21 protein-coding genes and 1 pseudogene are annotated in these 23,713 nt (G+C 69.4%); 12 read left to right on the top strand and 10 right to left on the bottom strand.

What is annotated here, in order from left to right; all coding sequences use genetic code 11:
* Positions 1-120 precede the first annotated feature (120 nt).
* The 4 genes from AOK11_RS05745 to AOK11_RS05730 all read left to right on the top strand — a co-directional run bounded on the left by AOK11_RS05745 (position 121) and on the right by AOK11_RS05730 (position 5,329).
* On the top strand, positions 121-981 hold the full coding sequence (locus AOK11_RS05745; protein ID WP_055592538.1) for a VOC family protein: 861 nt from the start codon (positions 121-123) through the stop codon (positions 979-981).
* Between the two features lie 98 nt (positions 982-1,079).
* A complete protein-coding gene (locus AOK11_RS05740; protein WP_055592537.1) occupies positions 1,080-1,895 on the top strand; it encodes a phytanoyl-CoA dioxygenase family protein in 816 nt (271 codons plus the stop codon).
* A 54-nt stretch (positions 1,896-1,949) separates the two neighbouring features.
* Complete coding sequence (locus AOK11_RS05735) at positions 1,950-3,929, top strand: FAD-dependent oxidoreductase (RefSeq protein WP_055592536.1); 1,980 nt, start codon at positions 1,950-1,952, stop codon at positions 3,927-3,929.
* Positions 3,926-5,329, top strand: coding sequence for an MmgE/PrpD family protein (locus AOK11_RS05730; protein ID WP_055592535.1), 1,404 nt, complete (start codon positions 3,926-3,928; stop codon positions 5,327-5,329). Before AOK11_RS05735 ends, AOK11_RS05730 begins: the two co-directional genes overlap by 4 nt.
* On the opposite strand, the gene AOK11_RS05725 is transcribed toward AOK11_RS05730, so the two are convergent.
* Genes AOK11_RS05725 through AOK11_RS05715 form a run of 3 tightly spaced genes read right to left on the bottom strand, consistent with a single transcriptional unit; the run spans position 5,319 to position 8,616 of the window.
* Complete coding sequence (locus AOK11_RS05725) at positions 5,319-6,308, bottom strand: PhnD/SsuA/transferrin family substrate-binding protein (RefSeq protein WP_055592534.1); 990 nt, start codon at positions 6,306-6,308, stop codon at positions 5,319-5,321. The genes AOK11_RS05730 and AOK11_RS05725 overlap by 11 nt on opposite strands.
* A gap of 20 nt (positions 6,309-6,328) precedes the next feature.
* The gene (locus AOK11_RS05720; protein ID WP_055592533.1) at positions 6,329-7,537 is read right to left on the bottom strand and encodes an FAD-dependent oxidoreductase; all 1,209 of its coding nucleotides are present in this window, start codon (positions 7,535-7,537) and stop codon (positions 6,329-6,331) included.
* Positions 7,534-8,616, bottom strand: a complete 1,083-nt coding sequence (locus AOK11_RS05715; protein ID WP_055592532.1) for a cupin domain-containing protein — start codon at positions 8,614-8,616, stop codon at positions 7,534-7,536. The genes AOK11_RS05720 and AOK11_RS05715 overlap by 4 nt, the downstream gene beginning before the upstream one ends.
* A 134-nt stretch (positions 8,617-8,750) precedes the next feature.
* Between AOK11_RS05715 and AOK11_RS05710 the strand changes: the two genes are divergently transcribed.
* Entirely contained in the window at positions 8,751-8,978 is a 228-nt protein-coding gene (locus AOK11_RS05710; RefSeq protein WP_055592531.1) for a hypothetical protein, read from the top strand.
* Positions 8,979-9,010: 32 nt separating this feature from the next.
* A complete protein-coding gene (locus tag AOK11_RS05705; protein WP_055592530.1) occupies positions 9,011-9,865 on the top strand; it encodes a fumarylacetoacetate hydrolase family protein in 855 nt (284 codons plus the stop codon).
* 75 nt (positions 9,866-9,940) lie between these two features.
* Here the strand turns inward: AOK11_RS05705 and AOK11_RS05700 are convergent, their stop codons facing one another.
* On the bottom strand, positions 9,941-10,720 hold the full coding sequence (locus AOK11_RS05700) for an SDR family NAD(P)-dependent oxidoreductase (protein ID WP_079034655.1): 780 nt from the start codon (positions 10,718-10,720) through the stop codon (positions 9,941-9,943).
* A 233-nt stretch (positions 10,721-10,953) separates the two neighbouring features.
* Between AOK11_RS05700 and AOK11_RS05695 the strand changes: the two genes are divergently transcribed.
* Positions 10,954-11,688: a GntR family transcriptional regulator gene (locus AOK11_RS05695; protein WP_055592529.1), complete on the top strand. Its 735-nt coding sequence runs from the start codon at positions 10,954-10,956 to the stop codon at positions 11,686-11,688.
* A gap of 303 nt (positions 11,689-11,991) precedes the next feature.
* The gene (locus tag AOK11_RS05690) at positions 11,992-12,867 is read left to right on the top strand and encodes an IclR family transcriptional regulator (RefSeq protein ID WP_055592528.1); all 876 of its coding nucleotides are present in this window, start codon (positions 11,992-11,994) and stop codon (positions 12,865-12,867) included.
* Positions 12,868-12,971: 104 nt separating this feature from the next.
* Here the strand turns inward: AOK11_RS05690 and AOK11_RS05685 are convergent, their stop codons facing one another.
* From AOK11_RS05685 to AOK11_RS05665, 5 genes are all read right to left on the bottom strand, one after another.
* Complete coding sequence (locus tag AOK11_RS05685; RefSeq protein WP_055592527.1) at positions 12,972-14,288, bottom strand: MFS transporter; 1,317 nt, start codon at positions 14,286-14,288, stop codon at positions 12,972-12,974.
* A 191-nt stretch (positions 14,289-14,479) separates the two neighbouring features.
* Complete coding sequence (locus AOK11_RS05680; RefSeq protein WP_055592526.1) at positions 14,480-15,679, bottom strand: flavin reductase family protein; 1,200 nt, start codon at positions 15,677-15,679, stop codon at positions 14,480-14,482.
* Positions 15,669-17,027: an MFS transporter gene (locus tag AOK11_RS05675; protein WP_079034654.1), complete on the bottom strand. Its 1,359-nt coding sequence runs from the start codon at positions 17,025-17,027 to the stop codon at positions 15,669-15,671. The genes AOK11_RS05680 and AOK11_RS05675 overlap by 11 nt, the downstream gene beginning before the upstream one ends.
* A complete protein-coding gene (locus AOK11_RS05670; RefSeq protein ID WP_055592524.1) occupies positions 17,020-18,267 on the bottom strand; it encodes an acyl-CoA dehydrogenase family protein in 1,248 nt (415 codons plus the stop codon). Before AOK11_RS05670 ends, AOK11_RS05675 begins: the two co-directional genes overlap by 8 nt.
* Positions 18,268-18,352: 85 nt before the next feature.
* Complete coding sequence (locus AOK11_RS05665) at positions 18,353-19,354, bottom strand: alpha/beta fold hydrolase (RefSeq protein ID WP_055592523.1); 1,002 nt, start codon at positions 19,352-19,354, stop codon at positions 18,353-18,355.
* A 240-nt stretch (positions 19,355-19,594) separates the two neighbouring features.
* Here AOK11_RS05665 and AOK11_RS43820 point away from each other — a divergent pair, with 240 nt between their 5' ends.
* On the top strand, positions 19,595-19,762 hold the full coding sequence (locus AOK11_RS43820; RefSeq protein WP_206188784.1) for a hypothetical protein: 168 nt from the start codon (positions 19,595-19,597) through the stop codon (positions 19,760-19,762).
* A gap of 15 nt (positions 19,763-19,777) precedes the next feature.
* Positions 19,778-20,500: pseudogene (locus AOK11_RS05660) on the top strand (IS3 family transposase); the annotation flags it as partial.
* Positions 20,501-20,616: 116 nt separating this feature from the next.
* Here the strand turns inward: AOK11_RS05660 and AOK11_RS05655 are convergent.
* The gene (locus AOK11_RS05655; protein ID WP_055592521.1) at positions 20,617-21,480 is read right to left on the bottom strand and encodes a fumarylacetoacetate hydrolase family protein; all 864 of its coding nucleotides are present in this window, start codon (positions 21,478-21,480) and stop codon (positions 20,617-20,619) included.
* A gap of 354 nt (positions 21,481-21,834) precedes the next feature.
* Between AOK11_RS05655 and AOK11_RS05650 the strand changes: the two genes are divergently transcribed.
* Both AOK11_RS05650 and AOK11_RS05645 read left to right on the top strand, forming a co-directional pair.
* Entirely contained in the window at positions 21,835-22,596 is a 762-nt protein-coding gene (locus tag AOK11_RS05650; RefSeq protein WP_055592520.1) for an SDR family NAD(P)-dependent oxidoreductase, read from the top strand.
* Positions 22,597-22,720: 124 nt separating this feature from the next.
* Positions 22,721-23,542: a phytanoyl-CoA dioxygenase family protein gene (locus AOK11_RS05645; RefSeq protein WP_055592519.1), complete on the top strand. Its 822-nt coding sequence runs from the start codon at positions 22,721-22,723 to the stop codon at positions 23,540-23,542.
* Positions 23,543-23,713 lie beyond the last annotated feature (171 nt).

The raw sequence follows: 23,713 nt of genomic DNA, 5'->3' as shown, positions 1-23,713 counted from the left end.
TGGGTCGCTGTATGCGGTTTCACGCAGTGGCACCGCAGGAATGAGCGATGCGCGTGACCGGCACCACACTCCGAGAAGGCATGCACAACGGCCTGGGACCTGCATGCAACAGGAGGAGAGATGAGACGCATCCGCGAGTTCGGATACCTGGTCGCGACCGTACGCGACATCGACGCCTGGAAGGTCTTCGCCAGCGATGTGCACGGCATGCAGATCGTCGAGCACACCGAGGACCGGCTGAAGCTCCGGCTCGACGAACGAAGTTGGCGCATCGACCTTCACCGGGGCGAGGTCGAGCACATCGACGCGGTGGGCTGGGAGGTCCGGGGTCCGGGCGACATCGAGGCAATCGAAAAGAAGTTGCGCGATCACGGCTACACCCCGCACCGCGCCACGACCGAGGAGGCCGCCTCCCGAGAGGTCACCGACTATCTCGCCTTCGAGGACCCCGATGGCAACGGCGTCGAGGTCTACTACGGCGCCCGGCGCGACCAGACGCCGTTCATCTCGCCGACCGGCGCCCGCTTCGTCACCAAGAACATGGGCATCGGCCACGTGATGTTCGCGGTCAGTTCCTCGGCCCCCTTCCGCGAGCTCTACCTGGACATCTTCGAGCTCGGGCTGAGCGACTTCATCGACATCGGTCCCGACCCGGGAACCTTCCTGCACTGCAACCCGCGCCACCACTCCATCGCCTTCGCCAACCGGCCCGGCGTCGCTCCTCGCCTGGGCCACCTGATGGTGCAGGTCGACGACATGGACACGGTCGGACGTGCGTACGACAAGGTCCTCGACGGGGCCGCCGCACTCGGCTCGACGCTGGGCAAGCACACCAACGACGAGATGGTCTCCTACTACGTCAAGACGCCGTCGGGCTGGGAGATGGAGTACGGCTACGGCGGCCTGGAGATCGACGAGGAGACCTGGGTCCCCGGGCGCTGGAGCGCCGCACACTTCTGGGGCCACAAGCGGGTCGGCTGAGCCGTACGTGCGGCAAAAGAACGAGTCATTCGGTTGACCGGATGAATTCCATCTGGTGTTCTGGTCTTACGGAACTACGCATGAATAGGGGCTCATCCATGACTGCAACACTCGCCGAGTCCCGCGTCGAGGACTACCGACGCGACGGCTTCCTCTTCCCGATGCGCGCCATGAGCGCCGAGCAGGCGGCGTCCTACCGGGCTCGGCTGGAGGCCTTCGAGGCCGAGCACGGGCCGCAGGCCGGCTCCGTCCTCCGCTCCAAGTCCCACCTGGTGCTGCCCTGGGTCAACGAGATCATCCGGCTCGACCCGGTGCTGGACGTGGTCGAGAGCATCATCGGCCCCGACATCTACTGCTGGGGCTCGTCGTTCTTCATCAAGGACCCGCACCACCCCGGCTTCGTCGCCTGGCACCAGGACGCGCCGTTCTCCAACATCCCCGCGGGCGGGGAGATGCTCACCGCCTGGATCGCCCTGGCCCCCAGCATCCCCGAGAACGGCTGCCTCAAGGTCGTGGCCGGCACGCACACCGAGCAGGCGCCGCACTCCTTCGTCGAAGGCACGGACAACCTGCTCTCGCAGGGCCAGGAGATCGCCGTCGAGGTGAACGAGGACGACGCCACCTCGCTCGTCCTGGAGCCGGGGGAGTTCTCCCTGCACCACCAGTTCATCTTCCACGGTTCGGCCCCGAGCCGCTCCGACCAGCGCCGCGTCGGCATCGCGGTGCGCTACATGGCGCCGTACGAGCGCGAGGGCGAGCCCACCGACTACGCCACGCTCGTACGCGGCGAGGACCCGTACAACGCCTTCATCCCCGAGCCCGTCCCGTCCTCCGACATGGACCCGGCAGCGGTGGCCTACCGCAACGACCAGCTGGTGCGACTCCACGGTGACCGCTACCGGACCACGATGTGACGCGCCTTCGGACGACGTCGTAGGACCTCACCGCGTAAAGGACGGAAGACCCCCATGCCCGACGCTGCCTACAGCCGCCTGCTCTCCCCGGTCACGGTCGGGAGCTTCACGATCCCGAACCGGATCATGCTCACCACGCACAACCCGAAGCTGAGCGAGGAGCGCTACCTCAAGTACCTCGAGACCCGAGTGGCCGGCGGCGTCGGGCTGGTCGGGATCCCGGTGCTCCACGAGGCCATCTCCACCCTCGCCTTCGTGGACACCGGGCACCTCGACCATGTCGGCGTCCACGACATCGACAACGGTCCGGACGCCGAGACCGAGGAGGGCGACGCCTACTACGACGAGCGCCTCCTACCGTCGCTCCGGGCTCGCGCCGAGATCGTGCACCGGCACGGCGGGGTCGCCTTCGGCCAGGTCGCCAACCGGGGCGCGATCCGGCTGCCCGAGACGTTCCAGGCGATGGTGTCTCCCAGCGGCCTGCCCGACCCACAGGTGCGAGCCCAGCCGCACGAGCTGTCCACCAGCGAGGTCAAGCGGGTCGTGCGTCTCTTCGCACGCGCGGCCTCCCGCGTCCAGCGGGCCGGCCTCGACGGCGTCGAGATCCACGCCACCCACGGCTACCTGATCGAGCAGTTCCTCTCCCGCACCACCAACCGTCGCACCGACGAGTACGGCGGCTCGCTGGAGAACCGGACACGGTTCCTCGTCGAGACGATCGCGGCGATCCGCGAGGCATGCGGCCCCGACTTCCCGATCGCGATGCGGATCAGCGGCCACCAGGCCGAGACCGACGGGCTCACCACCGAGGAGATCTGCCGGATCGTCAAGGCGGTCGAGAAGGACCTCGTCTACGTCAACATCACCGCCGGCACGATCATGGCGCTGCACGACGGGGTCGTTCTCCCGTACGTCGCCTCCACCCTCTTCGAGCCCGGCTTCAACGCCGAGGCCGCGGCGGCCGTCAAGGCCGCCGTCTCGATCCCGGTGGGCCTGACCGGCCGGATGAACAGCCCCCAGCTGATGGAGCGGCTCCTCGAGGAGGGCGTCTGCGACCTGATCGGCACCACCCGGGCGCTGCTGGCCGACCCCGACTTCATCCGGAAGACCGCCGGCGGGCGTGCCGACCGGATCCACCAATGCATCGGCATCAACGAGTGCCACTACCCCGACCGCGCCTCCTCCTGCCCGGTCAACCCCTGGGCCGGCCGGGAGGACGAGCTCGACCTGCCCGACCCCGTCCGCCGCAAGAAAGTGCTCGTCATCGGCGGCGGCCCGGCCGGTCTGATGACCGCCAGGACCGCCGCTCAGCGCGGGCACGACGTCGTGCTCGCCGAACGGTCCGACCGGCTCGGCGGCAAGATCGCGACCCTCGTGAGCGACCCGTTCCGCAAGGAGATGGCCAACCTGCTCGGCGACCTGGTCCGCGAGGTCCACGAGGCGGGCGTCGAGGTGCAGCTCGGCCGCGAGGTCGGGCCCGGGGACATCGCCGCGTACGGTGCCGACGCGTTGGTCGTGGCCACGGGCTCGGTGCCCGACATCCCCGACATGGCCGGGATCGACGACGTGCCGGTCTACTCCGGGCTCTCGCTGCTGGAGGAGGACCTCGACCGGATCGGTGACCGGGTGCTGGTCGTGGGCGGGCTCAACGACCACGTCGCCCCGCTGGCGGCGGCCGATTACCTCGCCCAGGCGGGCAGGAGCGTCACGCTGATCTCGGAGTGCCTGCTCCCCGGGCAGAGCGCCGAGCCGTCCATCCTCCACCTGCTCACCAAGCGGCTCCACGAGAAGCAGGTCGACATCCGGCCGGTCACCCGGTTCCACAAGGCAGGGGTGGAGCCTGAGCTGCGCGACGTCTTCAGCGGCCGGATCAGCTCGATCGGGCAAGTCGACGCGGTGGTCTTCGTGACCACCTCCACGCCGGTGCCCTTCCCCGAGACCGCCGGCGAGTTCTATCGCGTGGGGGATGCCCTGGCACCCCGCCGACTGGTCCACGCGACCCTCGACGGTGCCCGCACGGGGAGCCGGATATGACGGCGCCCGTCCCCTCCGAGGTCACGGCGGCGATCCTCGCCGCCGTGACGCGCACGCGTTTCGAGGACCTCCCCGCGGCAACCGTCCGGCACGCGAAGCAGCGGATCACCGACATCGTCGGCTGCGTCATCGGCGGTGCGGACACCGCCGGCAGCCCTGAACTGCGCAGCCTCCTCGTCGCTCGGGGCGGAAGGCCCGGCGCCACGGTCCTGCCCGGCGGAGAGCGCCTCCCGACCGCCCCGGCCGCGTTCGCGAACGCCATCGCGGCCCGCGGCAACGACTTCGGCGTGCTCATCCCCTACATCGGCACCACACCGGTCTGGTCGCACATCTCCGAGTCCACCGTGCCGGCCGCCCTCGCGATGGCGGAGAGCACCGGCGCGTCCGGTCGTGAGCTGATCACCGCCCTCGTTCTCGGCGACGACCTGGCCGCCCGGCTCACGGCGGGAGCGACGTACGTCCCCGGAGCCGGCTGGGACAGCCCGGGGCTGGTCAACAAGTTCGGCGTCGCAGCGATCGCCGGCAGGCTCCTCGGCCTGGACGAACTCCGGCTGCGCGACGCGTTCGGGATCGTGCTCCACCAGCTCGGCGGCACCTTCCAGGCGATCGACGCCGGCGCCCACACCTTCAAGCTGGCCCAGGGCCTGGCCGCCCGCGACGGCATCGAGGCGGCGGAGCTCGCGGCTCACGGCTGGACCGGCAGCCCCGATCCGTTCTTCGGTCCGAACGGCTACATCGACATGTACTGCGACGGCGTCGACCTGGACGTCCTGGCGGATGGTCTCGGCGCCGTCTTCCACGGTGACGCGACCTTCAAGCCCTACCCCTCATGCCGCTTCACCCACTCGGCGATCGACTGCGCGCTCGAGATCTCCGCCCGGCTCCGTGAGGCCGGCGCGGACGCCCGGCAGATCGGCCGGATCCACCTCGACGTCGCGCCGATGCACGTCGACTCACCGCTGGACCAGCCGTTCGCCCCCGGCCGGAACCCGCAGGGGCACGCGATCTTCAGTCTGAGGTACGCCGCGGCCAGCGCCCTGCTCCGCGGCCGGGCGGCTCTGGCGGAATACACCGAGGAGGCGGTCGGCGACCCCGCCGTCGCGGCGCTGGCCGACCGCGTCTCGATCACGGGTGGCCGTCCGATGGCGACCCCCGAGGCAGCGACTCTCACGGTCGGGCTGCGGGACGGTACGTCCCTGACCGCCAGTCGCGACACGGCCACGGGCAACCCGCTCTCGTCCCCGCTCAGCGCGGCCCGGATCGAGGCCAAGTTCCGTGCCAACTGGTGCTTCACCGGGATACTCGAGCCGGCCCGTGCCGACGACGCCCTCGAACTGCTCGGCCGGCTCGACGAGGTCGACGACCTCGCCGAGCTGACAGCGATCCTGGTCAGACCGTGAAGCCGGCGGCGGTGGTGGTCTGGGCGAAAAGCTCCTCCGGGCTCCACTTCCGCTTGGCGAGTCCCTGACGCCTGGAGTAGCGCAGGAACGTCTCCAGGGTCTGGCGGTTGGCCTCCACCCCGTACTTCCAGAAGTCCTCGCCCATCACCTCGACGGTCTCCTCGAGGTGATGGGCCAGCCACGGCAGCATCAGCTTGAGTGAACTGCGGTACTCGAGGTCCTCCCGGGCCAGGGCGAGCGACTGCTCGAACGCCTTGAAGAGCGACAGCGGCACCCACGGGTTCGTCTCGACGACATCACGTCTGATCGCCACCACGTGCATGATCGGGAAGATCCCGGTGCGCCGGTAGTAGTCGGCCTCGACCGCCTTGTAGTCCGGAAAGAGCCGGGTCACGTCGGGGCTGGTGTGGAAACTGGACGGCGTGCTGGCGCTGAAGACCGCGTCGAGCTCACCGGCCGCGAGCATCTGCGAGAGCGTCTGCTCGGGACCGATGGGCCGCACGGAGATGCCCTCGGGCAGGTCGAGCCGGATCTTCTCGCTGCGGCCCCTGTCCTCGACGCCTCCGGTGAAGAACCGCATGTCCTCGACGGCGACGCCGTACTCGTCCTCCAGCATGCCGCGCTGCCAGACACCCGCGGTGATCTGGTACTCGGGCAGGCCGACGCGCTTGCCCCTCAGGTCGGCCGGTGAGGCGATGCCGCTGTTGCGGTTGACGAACATCGACTGGTGCCGGAAGTAACGTGACGGGAAGGCGGGAACGGCGACGAACGGCGCGCCCTGCTCCAGCGTGAGCACGTACGACGACAGGCTCATCTCGCTCAGGTCGAACTCGTGGTGCTTGATCTGGCGGTGGAAGATCTCCTCGACCGGGAGGGTCAGGTAGTTGAGGTCGATGCCCTCGGCCCGCACCCGTCCGTCCTGCAGAGCGCGCAGGCGGTCGTAGTTGGTGGCCGCGATGGTCAGGTTGAGCTTGCTCATCAGAGGATCGTCAGCCGCCTTCAGCTCTTGGAGTAGATGTCCATGTGGCCGGGCACCCTCGGCGGTGCGACGCCGTCGGTGCCGTAGAGCCACTGGGCCAGGGAGTAGTCGTTGTTGGCGAGCGTGCCGAGGTAGGCGTCGCGCAGGATGGCACCGGCGCCGCCGAGGTGGACCATCTCGCCGAAGAACCGGGTGTTCTCCTGCACCGCGCTGGTGCGCGGGTAGCGGATCTCCTCGTACTTCGCGAGGGCGGCCGGGACGTCCGCAGCGCCGCTTCCCAGAGCGTCGGCGAGCACGACCGCGTCCTCCATGGCCTGACCGGCGCCCTGCGCGAGGTACTGCCGCATCGGGTGCGCGGCATCGCCGAGCAGGGTGATGCGGCCGTCACTCCAGCCGGCCATCGGCTTGCGGTCGAACTGCACCCATCTGGTCTCCAGGTCGAGAGTGTGCAGCGACTCCTTGATGTGGTCGCAGGTGTTCGCGAACCGCTCGAAGAGCTCCTCGCGGGTGGCCCATTCCTCACTGCCGGGTGCCGCCGTGCGGCTACGGAAGGAGAGCACCCGGTTGAGCAGCTCGCCACCCTGGACGGGGTACTGCATGAGGTGGATCTCGTCGCCGGCGAAGAGCATGACGGCGTCCTCGGTGCCCTCCGGCCGGGGCCCGGGACCGCGATAGATGACGTACTCCGACCGGATCGGCTCGGAGCCGTCCAGCGTCAGCCTGCGTACGGCCGAGCGCAGGCCGTCGGCGCCGATGACGGCGTCGCCCCGATAGGTGCTGCCGTCGGCGCACTGGACGCGCGCGGCGGTGTCGGTCTGCTCGACGGCGACGACCTCCTTGCCGGTCACGACCTCGACGTTGCCGGTGGCGAGGGCGACCTCCAGCAGCGCGTCGAGCAGGTCGGCGCGGTGGATGACGGTGTACGGGGCGCCGTACCGCTGCACGAACTCCTTGCCCATCGTGGCCTGGTAGATCTCGTTGCCCGTGTAGATGTCGCGCAGGACGAAGCGGTGCGGGAGAACCGCGGTGCGCAGGACGGCGTCCATGACGCCGAGGTCCTGGAGGACGCGCCCGGCGTTCGGGCCGAGCTGGAGGCCGGCGCCGATCTCCTTGATCTCGGGGGCGCGCTCCAGGACGGTGACCTCCATCCCGCGCTTGGCGAGGGCGACGGCGGCGCTCACGCCGCCGATTCCCCCGCCCACGACGACAATCGTGTCAGGTGCGGTCATGACTGGTCCTCCCGCTCTTCGCGGTAGAGCCCGAACGGCTCGTACAGGGGCCGGTCGTTCATGCTGAAGAGAACCGCGTCGGTTCCGTCGTCGGCGACGTGCCGGTACGTCGACCAGGACGGGATCGCGAGGAAGTCGTGCTGCTCCCAGTCGAAGCGCTCACCGTCGATGACCGTGTGGCCGGCCCCCTCGACGGCGCAGAAGATGACGCTCGAGGTGTGCCGGCGCGTGATCGCGGCGTTGCCGGCGGGCACCAGGTGCATCCCGCAGGTCATCGTCGGAAGGACCGGCCCGCCGGTGAGGGGGTTGGTGAACTCCAATTCGACCCCGTGCTCCGGGGAGCCCTCGTCCACCCGCAGTTTGGCGAGGGCCTCCTTCGTCGCGGCGTACGGGTATTTGGTCAGTGGCGAGTGCAATGTCCCGGAGCGGGTGCCGTACGGAACCATCCCGGTGCCGTACCGGTTGGTGCTCGCGTCCTCGGCCTGGGTGAGCGGCTGGAGCTGCTTGCCGGGAAAGTCCTCGTAGAACTGGGCGTTCATCGTCTGCACGAACGGGACGTCGAGCGCGTCGAGCCAGAGCATGGGCTCGTCGCCGTCGTTGCGGTGATCGTGCCAGGTCCAGCCGGGGGTCAGGATGAGGTCGCCCGGGTTCATCCGCATCGGCTCTCCCTCGACCATGGTGTGGCCGGAGCCGGAGAGCATGAGCCGGATCGCGGACGGCGTGTGCCGGTGCGCGGGGGCTGTCTCGCCGGGCAGGACGAGTTGGTAGCCGGCGATCATCGTGTGCGTGGTGCCCTTGCGGCGCGCGGGGTTGACGGCGTTGAGGGCGCGGCGATCGGACTCACCGCCCAGGTCGACCGCCGTGGCGGCCTCGTCCATGAGCGCCATGACGTCGCGTCGGTGCCAGACGTGGGGAACGTCGGTGACCACCGGCTCCGGAGCGTCGGTGCCGGGGACACGCCACAGGGGGGCGAGATGGGCCTCGCCCAGACGCCCGTAGAAGGCGGCGTCGGGTTCTCCCGGAACCGCGAAGTTCGGACCGGTGCTCGCCGCTGCACGGCTTTCGGCTGTCGTACTCAAGCTGTTCCTCCAGAGGTGGGGAGGGTGGTGCCCAGAAGAGTCCTTCGTGTCGCGGGGAGCGAGCCATGCGGCTGTGTCACCAGGTGGCATCGTGTTCAGGTGGGCGTGCTGATCGGTGCCTAGGCTCCGCAGGTGTGCCTCCGTCCACCGATCTCGCCGGGACCCGCACCGGGAAGGAACCGCGCACGGCGGTGTTCCTCGGTGCTGTCGGGGCCCTGAGCGACGGGGCACTCGCCGAGCCGTCCCGCCTGCCCGGCGACGACGTCGCCCGCCGGCCGGATCGCCCGGGCCACGCGGCGGCCCTCGTCGCCCGGCCGGCCGGGCGCGCCTCGACAGGTCCCGGGCCCGGGTCCTGGATCTGACCCCCACTCACACCAGCCCACAAGGAGTCCGGATGCGCTTCGGAGTACTCGACGACCGCCTCATCGCCGTCCTGCCGGACGGCGCGGCCCACGACGTCACCGCCCTGGCAGGCCCGCCGGCCGGTCCGGCCGGCCCGCTCCAGAGGCTGATCGAGCGCGGTCGGCCGCTGAGCGCCGCCGAGGTGCGCAGCGCCCCGGCGGTCGACGTCGGCGGTGCGGCCTGGGACGCGCCACTGCCGTTCCCGCGGAAGGTCATCGGTGCGCCGGCGAACTATCGCGCTCACGTCGCGGAGATGGGCAACCCGAACACGATCGTGGAGTGGGGTGTCTTCCTCAAGGCCAGTACGTCCGTGATCGGGCCGGGTCGGACGGTCGAGCTGCCCTACACCGACGTGCGCACCGACCAGGAGGGCGAGCTCGCGGTCGTCATCGGGAAGGAGGCCCGGCACGTGTCGGCGTCGGATGCCTTGGACTACGTCTTCGGTTACACCTGCGTCCTCGACATCACGACCCGCTCGACCGAGGACCGCTCGACCAGGAAGTCCTACGACACGTTCACGCCCCTCGGCCCGCTCGTCGTCACCCCCGAAGAGGTCGGCGACCCGGACGACCTCGCCCTGAGGTGCTGGGTCGGCGGGGAGCTGCGCCAGGACTCGAACACCAGCCGGATGATCTACGGTGTCCGCCGGCTCATCGCGTACGCGAGCTCCGTGATGACCCTGCAGCCGGGTGACGTGATCGCCACCGGCACCCCGGAGGGGGTCGGCCCCCTTGCCGACGGGGACGAGATCGTCGTCGAGATCGAGCGGGTCGGCCGGCTCGCCGTGACCGTCTCGGCCGCCGGCGCGCTGCCGTACGGGAACCGTATGGGCATGCCGACCGTCTGACGGGCCGCGGACCGGCATTCCGTCATGGGCGCGGTGCCGGTCCGCGGCCCGATCGGGTCGGCCGGGGGTCCGTCGTCAGCGTGCGGTGTAGCCGCCGTCCACCGGCAGGACGGCGCCGGTGAGGTAGGACGCGGCGTCGGAGCCCAGGAAGGCGATGCACGAGGCGACCTCGCCGGGCTCGGCGAAGCGCCGCCCGAGGAGGCGATCACGCTGATCCTCGGGGAGGGCACCGCGTTCGGTGATCCGTTCGGTGAGCGTCAGGCCCGGGCAGACCGCGTTGGCCCGGAGGCCGGCTGCGGAGTGCTCTGCGGCCAGCTGCTTGGTGAATCCGATCAGTCCGGCCTTCGAGGTCGCGTAGCTGGCGGCGCCGGGCATGCCGACCAGTCCGTGGGCCGAGGAGACGTTGACGACGCTTCCGCCGGTCGGGCACTCCAGCAGCGGGTCGAGCAGTGCCTGGGTGAGGAAGACGTTCGCGCTCAGGTTGAGGTCGAGGGCACGGTGCCAGCGCTCTCGGGTGGTGTCCGAGGCTGCCAGTTTGTCGTTGACGCCGACGTTGTTGACCAACGTCTTCAGGGGTACGCCGCTGGACGCCACCGCCCGGACGATCCGGTCGATGTGGCCGGCGCAGGTGACATCCGCGGTCACCAGCGTGTGCTGGGCGTCGCCGAGGCTCTCGGCGAGCGCCGGGAGCCGTTCGCTGTCGCGGTCGACCGCGATGACGTACGCCCCCAGCTCCGCGAAGGCGCGGGCCGTCGCCGCGCCGATCCCCGCGGCCGCGCCGGTGACCACGACGCCCTGGCCGTCGAACCGCATTTTCTCGAGAAGCACCGCGTCCACCCCATCAGTCACTGTCATCCGCACTTCCGTATGAATAGACTAGGGTCGGTGTCTTCGCAGGGCCGTGGCCAGGGTGCTGCACAGTGGCACAGGCCGAAGAGGAGCTGAACGTGGCACCTGAGGGACACCGGTCCGATCGGGGCGTGCGCGTACCTCCCTGCCCGGAATCGCGGTGTGCCGCTGTTCCGGTGGCCGGCACGGCAGGCTGACCGGGCCCCGGGCCGGGGGCCGGACCGAGAAGGGGGACCGAGATGACGTTCACGCCGATACCGGCGCCGCTCTACCAGCGCATCTTCGCGGTGCTCTCCCAGCGGATCGGCCAGGGCGGTTACGCGCCCGGCTCCCGGTTCGCCACGGAGGACGAACTGGTGGCGGAGTTCGGCGTCAGCAAGGCGACCGTCCGCAGAGCGGTCGGTGAGCTGGTCGCGCGTGGTCAGCTCATCCGGCGACAGGGGAGCGGTACGTACGTCCGAGGCTCCGGGGACGACCCTGCGGCACGCGGCTTCGTGGGGTCCATCGGCGATCTGATCCGCGGTACGCCACAGCTGAAGGTCCTCGACGTCCACGTCGAGGAGGACGTCCGGTTCCCCGCGAGCGTGCGGCAGGCCCTCGGCACGGACGCCGAGACGGGCACCGTCTATCGCACCAGGCGGCTGTGGGGGGATCAGCCCTTCGTGTACTCGGTCCACTACGTCGGTCCCACCGTCGCGGCGGTTCTCGGCCGTGCCGAGCTCGCGGAGGAAGGGCTGATGAGCCTCCTGCGCCGGGAGAACGTCGAGATGAGCGAAGCGGAGCAGACCCTGTCCGCGCGACTCGCGGACGTGGAGGTCGCGGACCGGCTGAACATCGGGCTGGGCGCCGCCGTCCTCTTCGCCGAGCGGGTCCTGCGCTCGCCCTCCGGACCGCTCGACTGCCTGCACAGCTGGTACCGGGGGGACCTCTACCGCTGGCAGGCACGGCTCGCCGTCGAGCCGGCCGGTCGTTGAGTCCGCGTCGGCCCCGTCGGTCAGCGGGGGTGGTCCGCGGCACGGACGCGTCGGCAGGGTTCCGGGCCCGGCTCCGCTCCGTGCGCTGACGCATCGCTTTCCCTGCCCTGCGTTCCGCGTCCTCCGACGGCGTGGAGTCGCGAATCCGGGGTTCGTTCTCCGAGACCGGCGATCCGTACGCCGTTCCTTGGGATCGGGCTGACCAGGGCACTCGAGGCCTTGCGGGTTGTCCTCCGTCGGGAAATCATCGGTCGGACATCGGTGTGCGCCCGTACGGCGTCGGGGGAGGGAAGGAAGTTGACCATGACTGACGAGCATGCGGGCGGAGGCTCGGATCCTCTCGAAGCTTCCTTCCGCGTCAAACCGAGTGTCGCGGTCAGCCGGGCCCTGGCTCTCCTCGATGCCTTCCTCGAGGCCGGGCACACCGTCAGTGTCACCGAACTGGCACAGCGGACCGGGATCCCGAAGTCGACCGCCTTCCGCATCCTCGTCCAGCTCACCAAGAGCGGTCACGTCATCCGGAGCGGGAACAGCTACCGGCTCGGCATACGCATGTTCGAACTCGGAAACCACTTCGTCCACGCGCGTCCCCACGGTCTGAGGGAGGTCGCGGCTCCGCTGCTGGGTGATCTCTTCCTCGAGCTCGGTGCGGCGGTGGGTCTGTCGGTCCTGGACGGCTCCGACGTCATCCTGATCGACCAGGTCACGAGTTCACGGAGCAGCATCGCCTCCTCCGTGGTCGGCGTACGGGAAGACGCCTTGACGACGGCATCGGGCAAGGCGATGCTCGCCTTCGTCAACGCCGCGAACCGCGACCGTGTGATCGCGCAGCACCTCGAGCTCTCCCGCCGCACGCGGCACACCGTGATGCACGCCGGACGGCTGCGGGCGCAACTGCAGCTGACGCACGAGACGTGCCTCGCCTACACGCACGAGGAATACACCATGGGCGAGGGCGCCATCGCCTCTCCGGTCCTGGTGAACGGTCGCCCCATCGCCGCGGTCAGCGTCTCGGCACCGAGCAGTCGCATCGACAAGGCCAGGACGGACGGAGCGGTGCTGCGCACCGCGCGTCTGGTGGCCGGCCGGTTCATCCGCGCCCGCGAGCTCGCGGAGGACTACGGGCTCCAGGACGTCCACTGGGACATGGAGGCGGAGTTCCCGCACGGTTGTTCCTGAGAGGCCGTCGCGCCGCGCCCGTCGCGACGCCGGCATCACCACAACCCACGCGGTGCCCGGCCGGGAGTCCGGCCGGGCACCGCGTGACGGATTCGGAAGTCCGATCAGGAGACGGGGGACGGGCTCGCCGGCACCTGCGCCCGGTGGACTTTGCCCGCATCTCCCTTCTGCAGTCGGCCCAGGACGATGATGCAGACCGTGCCGATCGCGAGGGGTACAGCCATCAGGTAGAACAGGCTCCCCGCGGACCAGCCGCCGTCAAGGAGGTAACCGATGCTGATCGGCGAGACGATCGACACCAGCCGTCCGACACCGAGCATCCAGCCGACACCGGTGCCGCGCAGCGCCGCCGGGTAGACCTCGGGTGCCACGGCGTAGAAGCCGGCCACCGCGGCGACCGCGAGAACTCCCAGGAGGACTCCCAGGACGACGGCGAGCCAGGCGACACCGAACGTGGCCCCGTAGGCAACGGTGCCGACCACGCTGAGGGCCATGGCGACCTGCAGGATCCTCCTCGGCAGCACCCGTATCGCGACTGCCGCGAAGAGCAGGCTGCCGAAGATGCCGCCGAAGTTGAGGAACGAGCCGACCGTGGTGCCCATCTGATCGTCACCGGTCGCCTCCGCGGCCAGTTTGGGAATCCAGGAGTTCGCAAAGTAGTAGGACGCCATCAGGCAGGCGTAGCCGAGCCACAGTACGAGCGTCTTGCGCCCGGTGGCACCGGCGAAGACCGCGGAGACACCGAGGTGGGCACGCTCGCCCTCGGTCACTTCGGGCAACTCCTTCAGGCTTGGCCGCCCCATCTTGTTGAGGACGGTGTTGACCCGTTCGAGGGCGTTCTTGGGACGGCGGGCCACCAGGAAGTCGATCGACTCCGGAAGGAACGCCCATGACACGACGAGCATGACGAGAGCCAGGACCGCACCGGCCACGAACATCGACTTCCAGCCGGCCGGCTCGACGAGCAGGCTCGCGGCTACGCCGGCCAGGGTGGCACCGATCGGAAACCCGGTGGCGTAGATCCCGACCACCGTTCCGCGACGGCGATCGGAGGCGAACTCCGAGACGTACGCGTTGAGCTGCGACATCGCTCCGATGCCGAACCCGGTGATGAACCGGGCCACGATCAGGACGGCCACGTTCGGGGCCACCACGGCGAGCACCATGCCGACCAGCACGATGGTCACCGAGATGGTCGTCAGCGGTCGGCGGCCGAGGCGGTCACCGACCGGGCTGAACAGGATCGCACCCGCGGCCATACCGAAGAGGCTCGCGCTGAGCACGATCCCGAGCGTCGCATCACTCACGCCCCACGCGTCCGCCATCGGCTTGGCGGTGAACGCCATCATCGCGATCTCGAAGCCGTCCATGATGATCAACGCCATCGCGACTGCCACGGCGCGGATCTGGAGACCGGTCATTCTGGACGACCGGACTTCAGCCAACACATCCATCGAACATCCTCTTCTCCGGTCGCGTCCCGGACCTGGATCACCAGGCGGCCGAGACGCGATCGATAAGACGGTCACCTTCCCGCGAGGTGAAGTGAGGCCACACGTTGGCTGTATCACAGCGGTTGGCTCGATCCTGCTGTGCCACCAGGTGGCCGCTGTCACAAAACGGGGGTCAATGTCCGTTCGATGGCCCTCGCGGACAGGCGCAGCCGGTCGACGAAGGCGATGATTTCGGCCCCTGAGGAGCTTCCCGGGAGCCCGGACAGGCGCAGGACGAGAACAACGTTCTCATCGGCGTCACAGACCGGCACCGACACCTGCAGAACGTTGTACGACCGGTCGGGCACGATCTGCTCCGGCTCGTGGAACGCCGTCATCCGGCGCAGCGCCTCCAGCAGACGCCGTTCGTTGTCCGGGGTGCGTGCCGGCTCGCTGAACGCGTCGACGAGCTCGTCGAGCAGTGCGGTCGCGAGCGGACCGTGCAGGGTCAGGGACCAGCCGCGCTCCTGGGTCCGGCGCAGTTGGACGGCGGCGGCCTCCCGCACCTGTGGTGCCGAAGCCGGCACACGGTCGAGCCATTGCCCGGCCGAGGGAGCCCCGGGATGCCCGACCAACAGCATTCCCAGGGGCGGAGCGAAGGGCAGCCGGGTTCCGGGAGGGGGCGAGGAGGTTCCGCCGGAGGAGCCGGCCGTGGCCACGAACGCGAACTCGTCGCCGAGCGGCGCGAGCAGGCTCACCTCCGCGCCCAGCTCCGAGGCCAGATGCTCCAGCTCCAGGCGACCGCGTTCGGCGACGCCGACGGCCGCGGCGAGGGAACGGTGGTCGGAGGTCATCAGCAGGCCCGGCGTGAAGCGGCCGTACCCACGCTGGAAGAACAGCAGCGGCAGACATTCGCGCTCGGCGGCGAGCGACTGGATGGCGCCGAGCACGAAGTAGTGGTCGCCTACCTCGATGACATCGGCCCAGGTGCATTCGATCCAGGCGGTCACGCCCTCGATGATGGGAGCGCCGTCGGGCGCGGCACGCCACCGCAGGCCGCGGAACTTCTCCTCCGGGGGCCGCATGAACGACCCGCACACGTCGCTCTGGTCGGCGGCCAGGATATTGACACAGAAGGACGCGCACTCGCGCAGTGCGGTGAAGGTCCGCGACGTCTTCATCGGCATGAACGAGACCAGCGGCGGCTCCATCGACACGGAGCTGAACGTTCCCACCACCATCCCGAGAAGTGTGCCGTCGGGCGCGCGTCCGGTGACGACGGCGACCCCGGTGGGATAGTTGCCCAGCACCTGCCTCATGACCTGGGGGTCGATGGCCTCGGGGGCGGACGTGGACAGCACGGAGGCGTCAGGAGGCATCGGTTCTTGTCCTTTCGTGAGCGGTCGAAGCGCCTGAGGAGGCGCTGGAGGAAGCCGGCTCCGGCGTGACGGAGACGTACGACTCGTCCCTGGAGCCGTTGAGGTGGCGCAGGCTCAGGCGATGGGAGCCCACGGCCAGGAGGGCGGCGGCCAGGACGAGGAGCGCGGCGGCACCGAGCACGGTCGCCCTCAGACCGAGCCAGTCCCCGATCCCGCCCTGGACGGCGGCCCCCAGGGAGACGGAGCCGGTGTAGACGATGACGTTGATGGACAGCACCCGTCCGCGCACCCGGTCGGCGACCAGCATCTGTATCGTGTTCTGTGCGACGGACAGGGCGAGAAGGAAGAAGACACCGACACCGACGGTGGCGAGGGTCGCGGTCAGGAGGCTGGGGGCCAGCCCGAAGACGGCGAAGGCGATGCCGTAGCCGCACATCGCGATCGCCACGACGGTCGAACGCCTCATGATCCGCAGCATTCCGCCCAGCACGGGCACACCCGCCAGGGTTCCGGCACCGAGACCCAGGTTGAGGAGGGCCACGCCGAGCGCACCGGAGTCGAACACCTGTTCCGCGAAGGTGATCACGTGTTGGAAGACCGGCATGCCGAGGCTGCCCACCAGGAAGACGACCGTCAGGGCCGTCATCACCCCCGGGGAGCCCCAGGTGTAGCGCAACGCCTCACGGAAACCACCGTCCGCGACGCGATCCTTGCAGGCTCGTCGCGGCTGTGGGTTGACCGGTTCGGTGACCAGCAGGACCACCACGACCACGAGCACCATCACGAAGCTGACGAAGAAGGCGGCCGCCGGGCCCACCCAAAACAGCACCAGACCCGCCACGGCAGGGCCCAGCGAGCGGGCGAGGTTGAACTGGATGGTGTTCAGCGACGCGGCCGAGTCGAGCGCCTCACGCGGCACGTAGTCGTTGACCAGCGCCTGCCAGCTCGGCATCGAGATGCCCTGGGCGCACCCCGTCAGCACCGCGAGGCCCACGAGCAGCAGCGGGTCGTGCCGGCCCGACCACCAGCACACGCACATGGCCAGCGCCACCAGCGAACGGGCCAGCTGCGTGACCATGACCAGCCGGCGGCGGTCCAGCCGGTCGGCCGCCACGCCCGCCCACGGACCCAGCACCATGATCGGGACGAACTGCGCCGCGGTCGCGAGACCGACCCAGAAGGCGCTCCCGGTGAGCTGGAGGAGGACGAACGGTACCGCCAGCGACTGGAACCAGCCGCCCGCGCTGGCCAGGAAGGCCCCCAGCCAGAACTGCACGAAGGGGCGGTGCCTCAGCGCCGACGCCAGGGAGTCCCCACGAGCCGGGCCTGCCTTGGCAGGGTCAGCCATAGAGCCGCTTCGAACGGTCGACCGCCGCGGTGCGCTCGGCTTCGCTGAGCAGGAAGGTGGCGGCCGCCGGGTTGCCCATCTCGAGGTTGGCCGCGGTGGCGGCCGCGAAGTCGGTGTTCTGGGTGAAGTGCTGACGGGCCACGATCAGATCCCGGTACAGCCGCGACAACGGGTTCAGCTCGTGCACCACCCGCGCCGACATGGTGGGCATCAGCTGCTGGGCGACGTACAGCGCAGCTTCGGCGGTGCGTGCGGCGTCGTAGATCCCCCGCGCGGCCTCGAGGTCGCCCGGCACCTGGCCCAGTTCGGCGAGCCGGTAGCCCTCATCGAGGATCCGCAGGGCGACCTTCTGCTGGTCGTCGAGGCGCACCCGCACGTCGTTCGTACGCAGCAGCTCGACCCGGTCCTCGCTCAGCTTCGCGTTGTCGAAGCGGCGCGTGAACTTCTTCAGCTGGTCGACGTACTCCTCGTAGAACGCCCAGCCCGCGCCCAGCGCGGGCGCGCCGGCGACGAGGTTGTAGAGGTAGCCCTGTGGCACGCGGTACAGCGGGCCGTCGTTCTTCTTCAGACCGGGACCGGCCTGGGCCAGCAGAATCTGGCGGTCGAGCGCCCGGTGCGCGGGGACGAAGACCTGGTCGAGCTCGACGGAACGGGACCCGGTCCCCCGCATGCCCAGCACGAACCAGTCGTCGATGATCCGTCCCTCGGCCAGCGGCACGACGAAGTTGTGCATGAGCGGCTTGCCGTCGACCTCCACGCTGGCGCCGAGGATGACCCACGACGCGTGGGTGACGCCCGAGGAGGACTTCCACGAACCGTTGAGGATGTAGCCGCCCTCGACGGGGGTGGCGGTGCCGTGGGGCGCGTACGAGGAGGACAGCAGGGTCGTCGGGTCGTCACCGAACAGCTCGTCCTGCAGCTGCTCGGTCATGTGCGAGACCTCCCAGTTGTGCACGCCGAGCAGCATCAGAACCCAGCCGGTCGACGTGCAGGACTTGGCGACCTCGATGACGGCCTCGACGAACTCGACCGGGTGCGCCTCCTCGCCGCCGTACCGGGCCGGCTGGAGGGCTCGCGTGAGTCCGCAGTCGACCATGGCCTGGACGGCCTCGTCGGCCACCACACGATGGGCGTCGTTGTCGGCCGCGTACTTCGCGACGACGGGAGCGATCTCCCGGGCCCGGTCGACCAGCGAGGTGCGGTGGTGCGCACGAACAGCGGCTCCGGTCGGTGCGGTCATGAAGGTCTCCTTGGTGGTCGATGGCTCATCAGTGCTGGTCTGGGCTGATCCGCGCTGATGGAGCAGGTTCCGATCGCTTCGTGAATCAGCTGGTGAAGGGGGCATCCGTCGGGATGCCGACGAGATCAGGGTTCGGTGGGCGGCGCGTGGAGATGCCCGCGGCCCGGGCGGTCTCCCAGGAGACCTTGCCGTCGCGGAAGAACTCCAGGAACACCTGGTGGTGCAGTTCCGGGCGGTCGGTCTGCCCCTGGTGACCGGTGTTCTCGGGGTAGAAGAACTGGACGTTCGGCAGGGCGTCCTCCTGAAGGTGCGCCGCCTCGACGGCGTACAGGACGTCCCTGTCGCCGAACATCGCGATGCCCGGGATCGTCGCCTTGTCCAGGCGCCCCTTGGTGGTGAGCCGGATCAGCTCGTTCGGGTCGGTGGGCCGCAGCACCCGGCCCATGTTGAGGTCGTAGTAGTCGCGGTTGCGGTTGGCGGCCGCGGTGCGCATGCTGACGAGCTCGTCGGTGACACCGGACCGGTCGACGACCATGGACTCGATCATGGCGCGCATCATGGTCTCGGAGCCGTCGTAGGTTCCGCCGCTGCCGGGCAGCGGGCCCTGCTTGGCGCGGTTGTCGACGGCACGCATCTCGTCGCGGGTGACCAGGTCGCCGATCATGCCGGCGATGACGGCGAACCGCTCCACTCGCTCGGGGTGCGCCACGACGTAGTTGACGCTTGTCTGGCAGCCCATCGAGTTGCCGCCCAGGCAGAACGTGTCCAGCGCGACCGCGTTGACGAAGTCCTGCAGGTAATCGACCTGTCCGCCCTGCCCGTAGGCGTAGAAGCGACCTGGATCCTCGGTCAGGCCGAACCCGGGGAAATCGGGGCAATATACGCGGAAGCCCTGCGCGCCGAGGAACGGAGCCATGTAGCGAAAACCCGCGGAGCCCGATGAGCCGGGGATGCCGCCGTGCAGCAGCACGACAGCCGGACCGGCCTCACCCGAGGTCGAATAGTGCGCCTTCACACCCGACTGCAGCCGGACGAACCGGCTGAGCAGTCCTGGGACCTTGATCTCCTGCTCTTCGGTCAGAGCCACTGCCCCCTCCTTCGCTGGTGGACGTCTCGTGGAGCGTCGGCCAGTCTTGAGGCAAGTGCGTGAGATCGCCCACCGCGAGATGCCAACAGGTGAAACCCGGCGACTCGGAATCAGCCATTCCGGTGCGCTCGTGGCAGTGACACCGACACGGGAAAATGCTCAGCTCAAGCGGGACAACAAGGAGCTGGCGATGGAGCGTGAAGTCCTCAAACGCTGCATGGTCCTGTGGGTGAAGTAGCCGTGGGGGACCCGGCGGCCGTCGTCGGGGCGATCAGCGACCTCAGGACCGAGCACGGCATCCCGCACCGCGTCGCCTGCCACGCCTTGGGCGTGAGCGAGTCGTGGTTCTACAAGCACCGCAACCGCGAACCCACCGGCAGGGAAGTACGCCGCCAACAGCTGGCCTAAGCGGTTACGGAGGAATTCACCAAGTCCGGCGGCACCTACGGATCTCCGAAGATCTGGATCGCGCTGGTGCGTCAGGGCTGGCGGGTCTCGGTGAACACCATCGCAAAGCTCATGGCCGAGCTCGGCCTCGTCGCCCGCAAGGTCCGCAGGCGGAGCGGGCTGACCCGGCCTGGGAAACGGCCGGCGAGCCCGGACTTCGTGCACCGCGACTTCACCGCCGAGGAGCCCGACCTGGTCTGGTGCGGGGACATGACGGAGATCGTCACCGGAGAGGGCAAGCTGTATCTGGCCACGGTCATCGACCTGTTCTCTCGGCGCCTGCTGGGCTACGCGATGGGCGCCCGCCACGACGCCGACCTGGTCGTCGCCGCGCTGCACATGGCCGCCGCGACCCGCAGCGGGGACGTCCGTGGCGTGATCTTCCACGGCAACCGCGGCAGCGAATACACCTCACGGAGGTTCCGCCGGGCCTGCCGCAGGCTGGGCGTCTTCCGGTCCATGGGACGCGTCGGCTCCTGCTTCGACAACGCCGTCAGCGAGGCGTTCAACAGCGTCTTGAAGGTCGAGTACGTCCACCGGCACACCTTCACTACCCGCACCGAGGCCCGGATCAGGATCGCGACCTGGATCACCGACTTCTACAACACGCGTCGGCTACACAGCGTGTGCGGGTTCAAAAGCCCAATCGACTACGAACACGACTACCGAGCCGCCCTCACCGAGGAGCTGGCTGCATAGGAAGGTCTCCACTATCCGAGGGGATTGACAGTTGCGGCGGCCGGCTTCCCGGGCCGGTGCCCGCCGCGGCGTCACGGCTCCCTGGCCGCTCGTGGCGGGGCCCCGGCCCCGGGGAATCAGTTCGTGCCGCGGCCCAGGCGGGAGACGTACGGGAGTGCGCCGTCGGCGGTCACGCCCACCTCCAGGCGTCCGACCTTCTCGACCTCCATGGCGATGCGGTCGCCGTCGGCCAGTGGGCCCACGCCTTCCGGGGTGCCGGTGGCGATGACGTCGCCGGGCATGAGGGTCATCACGGAACTGGCGTACTCGATAAGCCGCGGCACACTGTAGATCATCAGGGAGGTCCGGCTGTGCTGACGCGACTCGTCGTTGACCCAGCAGCGCAGTTCCAGGTCGTCGGGGTCGCCGACCTCGTCCCTGGTGACGACGAACGGGCCGATCGGAGTGAAGGTGTCAAAGGACTTGCGGGTGGAACGGTCCTCGGTCGAGCGGATGGTGATGTCCAGGACACAGGTGTAGCCGAAGACGTAGTCGAGTGCCTCCTCCCGGCTCACGTTGCGGGCCCGCCTGCCGATGACGACTCCGAGTTCGGCCTCCTGGTCGGTGCGCACGTCGCTGTAGGGGAGCCTGACGAGTTCGTCCGGGCCGATGACGGAGGACGCGGCCTTCAGGAACAGACCCCACTCGGCGATGGTGTTCGGGTTGTTCATCTCGGCCACGTGCGCCCGGTAGTTGGCCGGCGCGCCGATGATCTTGTGCGGCCGGGGCAGGGGGGCGGACCAGGCCACCTTCTCCGGGTCGATCCGGGGGGAGTCGCGCAGTGCCTCCGGGGCGGCAAGGACGTGACCGAGGTCCTGCTCCAACAGCCGTTGCAGCGGGCCCTGTGGTGTGTCGGGGCCCGGGACCAGGTCCGTCACATCGATGACTTCCGTGTCCGTCGAGACCGCGAGGCGGTTCCCGTCGAAGACTCCAAGACGCATCTGCGCCTCCTTCTCTTCCGACCCTTGAACGGTCGGCTCCGGCGGTGAGGCGGCCGCAGGGCGGGGGTGCGACCGAAGCTCTGAAGATTCATCCGCTGATCAGGATGACTGGAGGATAGGGCCGGTCGGCAGGGGGCGCAATGGTGCTGTCGAGGTCCTTTTGGTCGACAGAAAAGGGCTGGAAGGCCCTTGAAAAGGTTGCTGCACGCCTCTGGTGCGACCGCGGGGAGCCATGTACGTTGCAGCTGATTCATTCGGAGAAGCGGATGACTGGATTTCTTGTCGGGTCGATGCGAGCCGCGTCGACCGCATCGACCGACCTTTGCCCGTCCTTCCTTCCAAGGGGGTGACCGCATGCTGGAAAAGTCCGGATTCGACGGCCTGGGAGTCGTCGTCACGGGAGCCGCCGCCGGAATCGGCGCCGCGACCGCCGAGGTGCTCGGCGGACTCGGTGCGCACGTCCTGGCCATCGACATCGACGCCGACGGTCTGACCGAACTCGCCGCACGTCTGGCCGGTTCGGGTGCCGCCTGCACCGTTGTCGAGGCCGACCTCACCGACCGGTCCGACGTAGAGCGGATCCCCCGGGCGGTGGACGAGTCCGGGATCGTGATCAAGGGACTGGTCAACAACGTCGGGGTCAACAGCCGGCGTTCGATCCAGGACCTGGACCCGGAACAGTGGGACCGGGACCTCGCCCGCAACCTCACCAGTGCCTACCTGCTCACCCGGGCACTGCTGCCTGCGCTGCTCGCGGCACCGCGCGGCGGGTCGGTCGTGAACGTCTCGTCGACACACGCTCTGGCCGCCAACCCGGCGGCGCTGGGCTACGCCACCACCAAGTCAGGACTGCTGGGCTTCACCCGGCAGTTGGCCGCCGAGTTCGCGGACCGCGGTCTGCGGGTCAACGCAGTCTGTCCCGGACTGACGATGACCACACGGATCGCCGACCGGGGCATCCCGCAGCCGCAGGAACGCCTGCGGGACCGGCTCCTCGGCGGCAGGTTCGCCGAGCCCGAGGAGGTCGCGAACGGTATCGCGTTCCTCGCCTCGGACGCCGCCTCGTACATCACCGGCGTGACCCTGCCGATCGACGGCGGCTTCACGGCCCGTTGACCCGGGCGGTCGCATGCGGTTTCACCGTCCGTCCACCCGGCCCGTCGAGGGCGGCTTCACCGCCCGTCGACCCGGGCGGGTCCCTTCGGCACGGCCAGAACCCCACCAGAGAGAGGTGTGTTCCATGACCACAGCGACGACCGGGGCCCTGTCCCCGGGCCAGGTCGACGATTACCGCCGGAACGGCTTCCTGTTCCCGCTGGATGCCATGACGGCCGATCAGGCGGATTCCTACCGTGCGAAGCTGGAGGCGTTCGAGGCCGAATACGGCGAACGCGGCTCAGCCATCCTGCGCTCGAAGGCCCACCTGGTGCTCCCCTGGGTCAACGAGCTGATCCGGCTGGAGCCCGTGCTGGACGTGGTCGAGAGCCTTCTCGGCCCCGACCTCTACTGCTGGGGCTCCTCCTTCTTCATCAAGAACCCGCACCACCCCGGATATGTGGCCTGGCACCAGGACGCCCCGTTCTCCAGCATCCCGAAGGGCGGGGAGATCATCACCGCCTGGATCGCGCTGGCGCCCAGCATGGTGGAGAACGGCTGCCTGAAGGTGGTCGCCGGCACCCACACCAAGGAGGCCGAGCACACCTTCAACAGCGACGGCTCCAACATGCTCTCCCAGGGGCAGGAGATCGCCGTCGAGGTGGACGAGAACGACGCCACGCTGATCCAGCTCCGGCCCGGGCAGTTCTCGCTGCACCACCAGTTCATCTTCCACGGCTCGGGGCCGAGCCACAGCGACGAGCGGCGCATCGGCATCGCCGTCCGCTACATGAAGCCCTTCAAGCGGGAGGAGGGCACCACCGACACCGCCACTCTGGTGCGCGGCAGCGACCCGTACGGGACCTTCATCCCCGAGCCGGTACCGACCGCCGACATGGCCCCCGAGTCCGTCGCCTACCTCGACGAGCAGCTAGTCAGCCGGCACGGAGACCGCTACCGCAAGTGACCCGCCGGGCGGGGCTGTCGCGCCGTACGGCACAAGCCCCGCAGGGACCGCCCCGCCCGTTCGCGTGAGCGCCGGCCGCCCGGGGCCGTCCCGCCCCGCGCATGTCCGCCGCCCTGCCCCGTCCTTCCCGCATGCGTCAGCCGTGGGACAGACGGGGCCACCGCCCCCCAC

Origin of the sequence: Streptomyces hirsutus, from assembly GCF_001418415.1 — a bacterium.
Lineage (GTDB): Bacteria > Actinomycetota > Actinomycetes > Streptomycetales > Streptomycetaceae > Streptomyces > Streptomyces hirsutus.
The sequence above is the reverse complement of the archived record's forward strand: the minus strand, read 5'-3'. Positions and strand labels throughout refer to the sequence as shown.

Coding starts and splice junctions, on each gene's coding strand:
- AOK11_RS05730 (WP_055592535.1), top strand. CDS start 3,926: ATGACGGCGCCCGTCCCCTCCGAGGTCACGGCGGCGATCCTCGCCGCC.
- AOK11_RS05745 (WP_055592538.1), top strand. CDS start 121: ATGAGACGCATCCGCGAGTTCGGATACCTGGTCGCGACCGTACGCGAC.
- AOK11_RS05645 (WP_055592519.1), top strand. CDS start 22,721: ATGACCACAGCGACGACCGGGGCCCTGTCCCCGGGCCAGGTCGACGAT.
- AOK11_RS05700 (WP_079034655.1), bottom strand. CDS start 10,720: ATGACAGTGACTGATGGGGTGGACGCGGTGCTTCTCGAGAAAATGCGG.
- AOK11_RS05705 (WP_055592530.1), top strand. CDS start 9,011: ATGCGCTTCGGAGTACTCGACGACCGCCTCATCGCCGTCCTGCCGGAC.
- AOK11_RS05720 (WP_055592533.1), bottom strand. CDS start 7,537: ATGACCGCACCTGACACGATTGTCGTCGTGGGCGGGGGAATCGGCGGC.
- AOK11_RS05650 (WP_055592520.1), top strand. CDS start 21,835: ATGCTGGAAAAGTCCGGATTCGACGGCCTGGGAGTCGTCGTCACGGGA.
- AOK11_RS05655 (WP_055592521.1), bottom strand. CDS start 21,480: ATGCGTCTTGGAGTCTTCGACGGGAACCGCCTCGCGGTCTCGACGGAC.
- AOK11_RS05690 (WP_055592528.1), top strand. CDS start 11,992: ATGACTGACGAGCATGCGGGCGGAGGCTCGGATCCTCTCGAAGCTTCC.
- AOK11_RS05685 (WP_055592527.1), bottom strand. CDS start 14,288: ATGACCGGTCTCCAGATCCGCGCCGTGGCAGTCGCGATGGCGTTGATC.
- AOK11_RS05740 (WP_055592537.1), top strand. CDS start 1,080: ATGACTGCAACACTCGCCGAGTCCCGCGTCGAGGACTACCGACGCGAC.
- AOK11_RS05695 (WP_055592529.1), top strand. CDS start 10,954: ATGACGTTCACGCCGATACCGGCGCCGCTCTACCAGCGCATCTTCGCG.
- AOK11_RS05735 (WP_055592536.1), top strand. CDS start 1,950: ATGCCCGACGCTGCCTACAGCCGCCTGCTCTCCCCGGTCACGGTCGGG.
- AOK11_RS05725 (WP_055592534.1), bottom strand. CDS start 6,308: ATGAGCAAGCTCAACCTGACCATCGCGGCCACCAACTACGACCGCCTG.
- AOK11_RS05680 (WP_055592526.1), bottom strand. CDS start 15,679: ATGCCTCCTGACGCCTCCGTGCTGTCCACGTCCGCCCCCGAGGCCATC.
- AOK11_RS05670 (WP_055592524.1), bottom strand. CDS start 18,267: ATGACCGCACCGACCGGAGCCGCTGTTCGTGCGCACCACCGCACCTCG.
- AOK11_RS05675 (WP_079034654.1), bottom strand. CDS start 17,027: ATGGCTGACCCTGCCAAGGCAGGCCCGGCTCGTGGGGACTCCCTGGCG.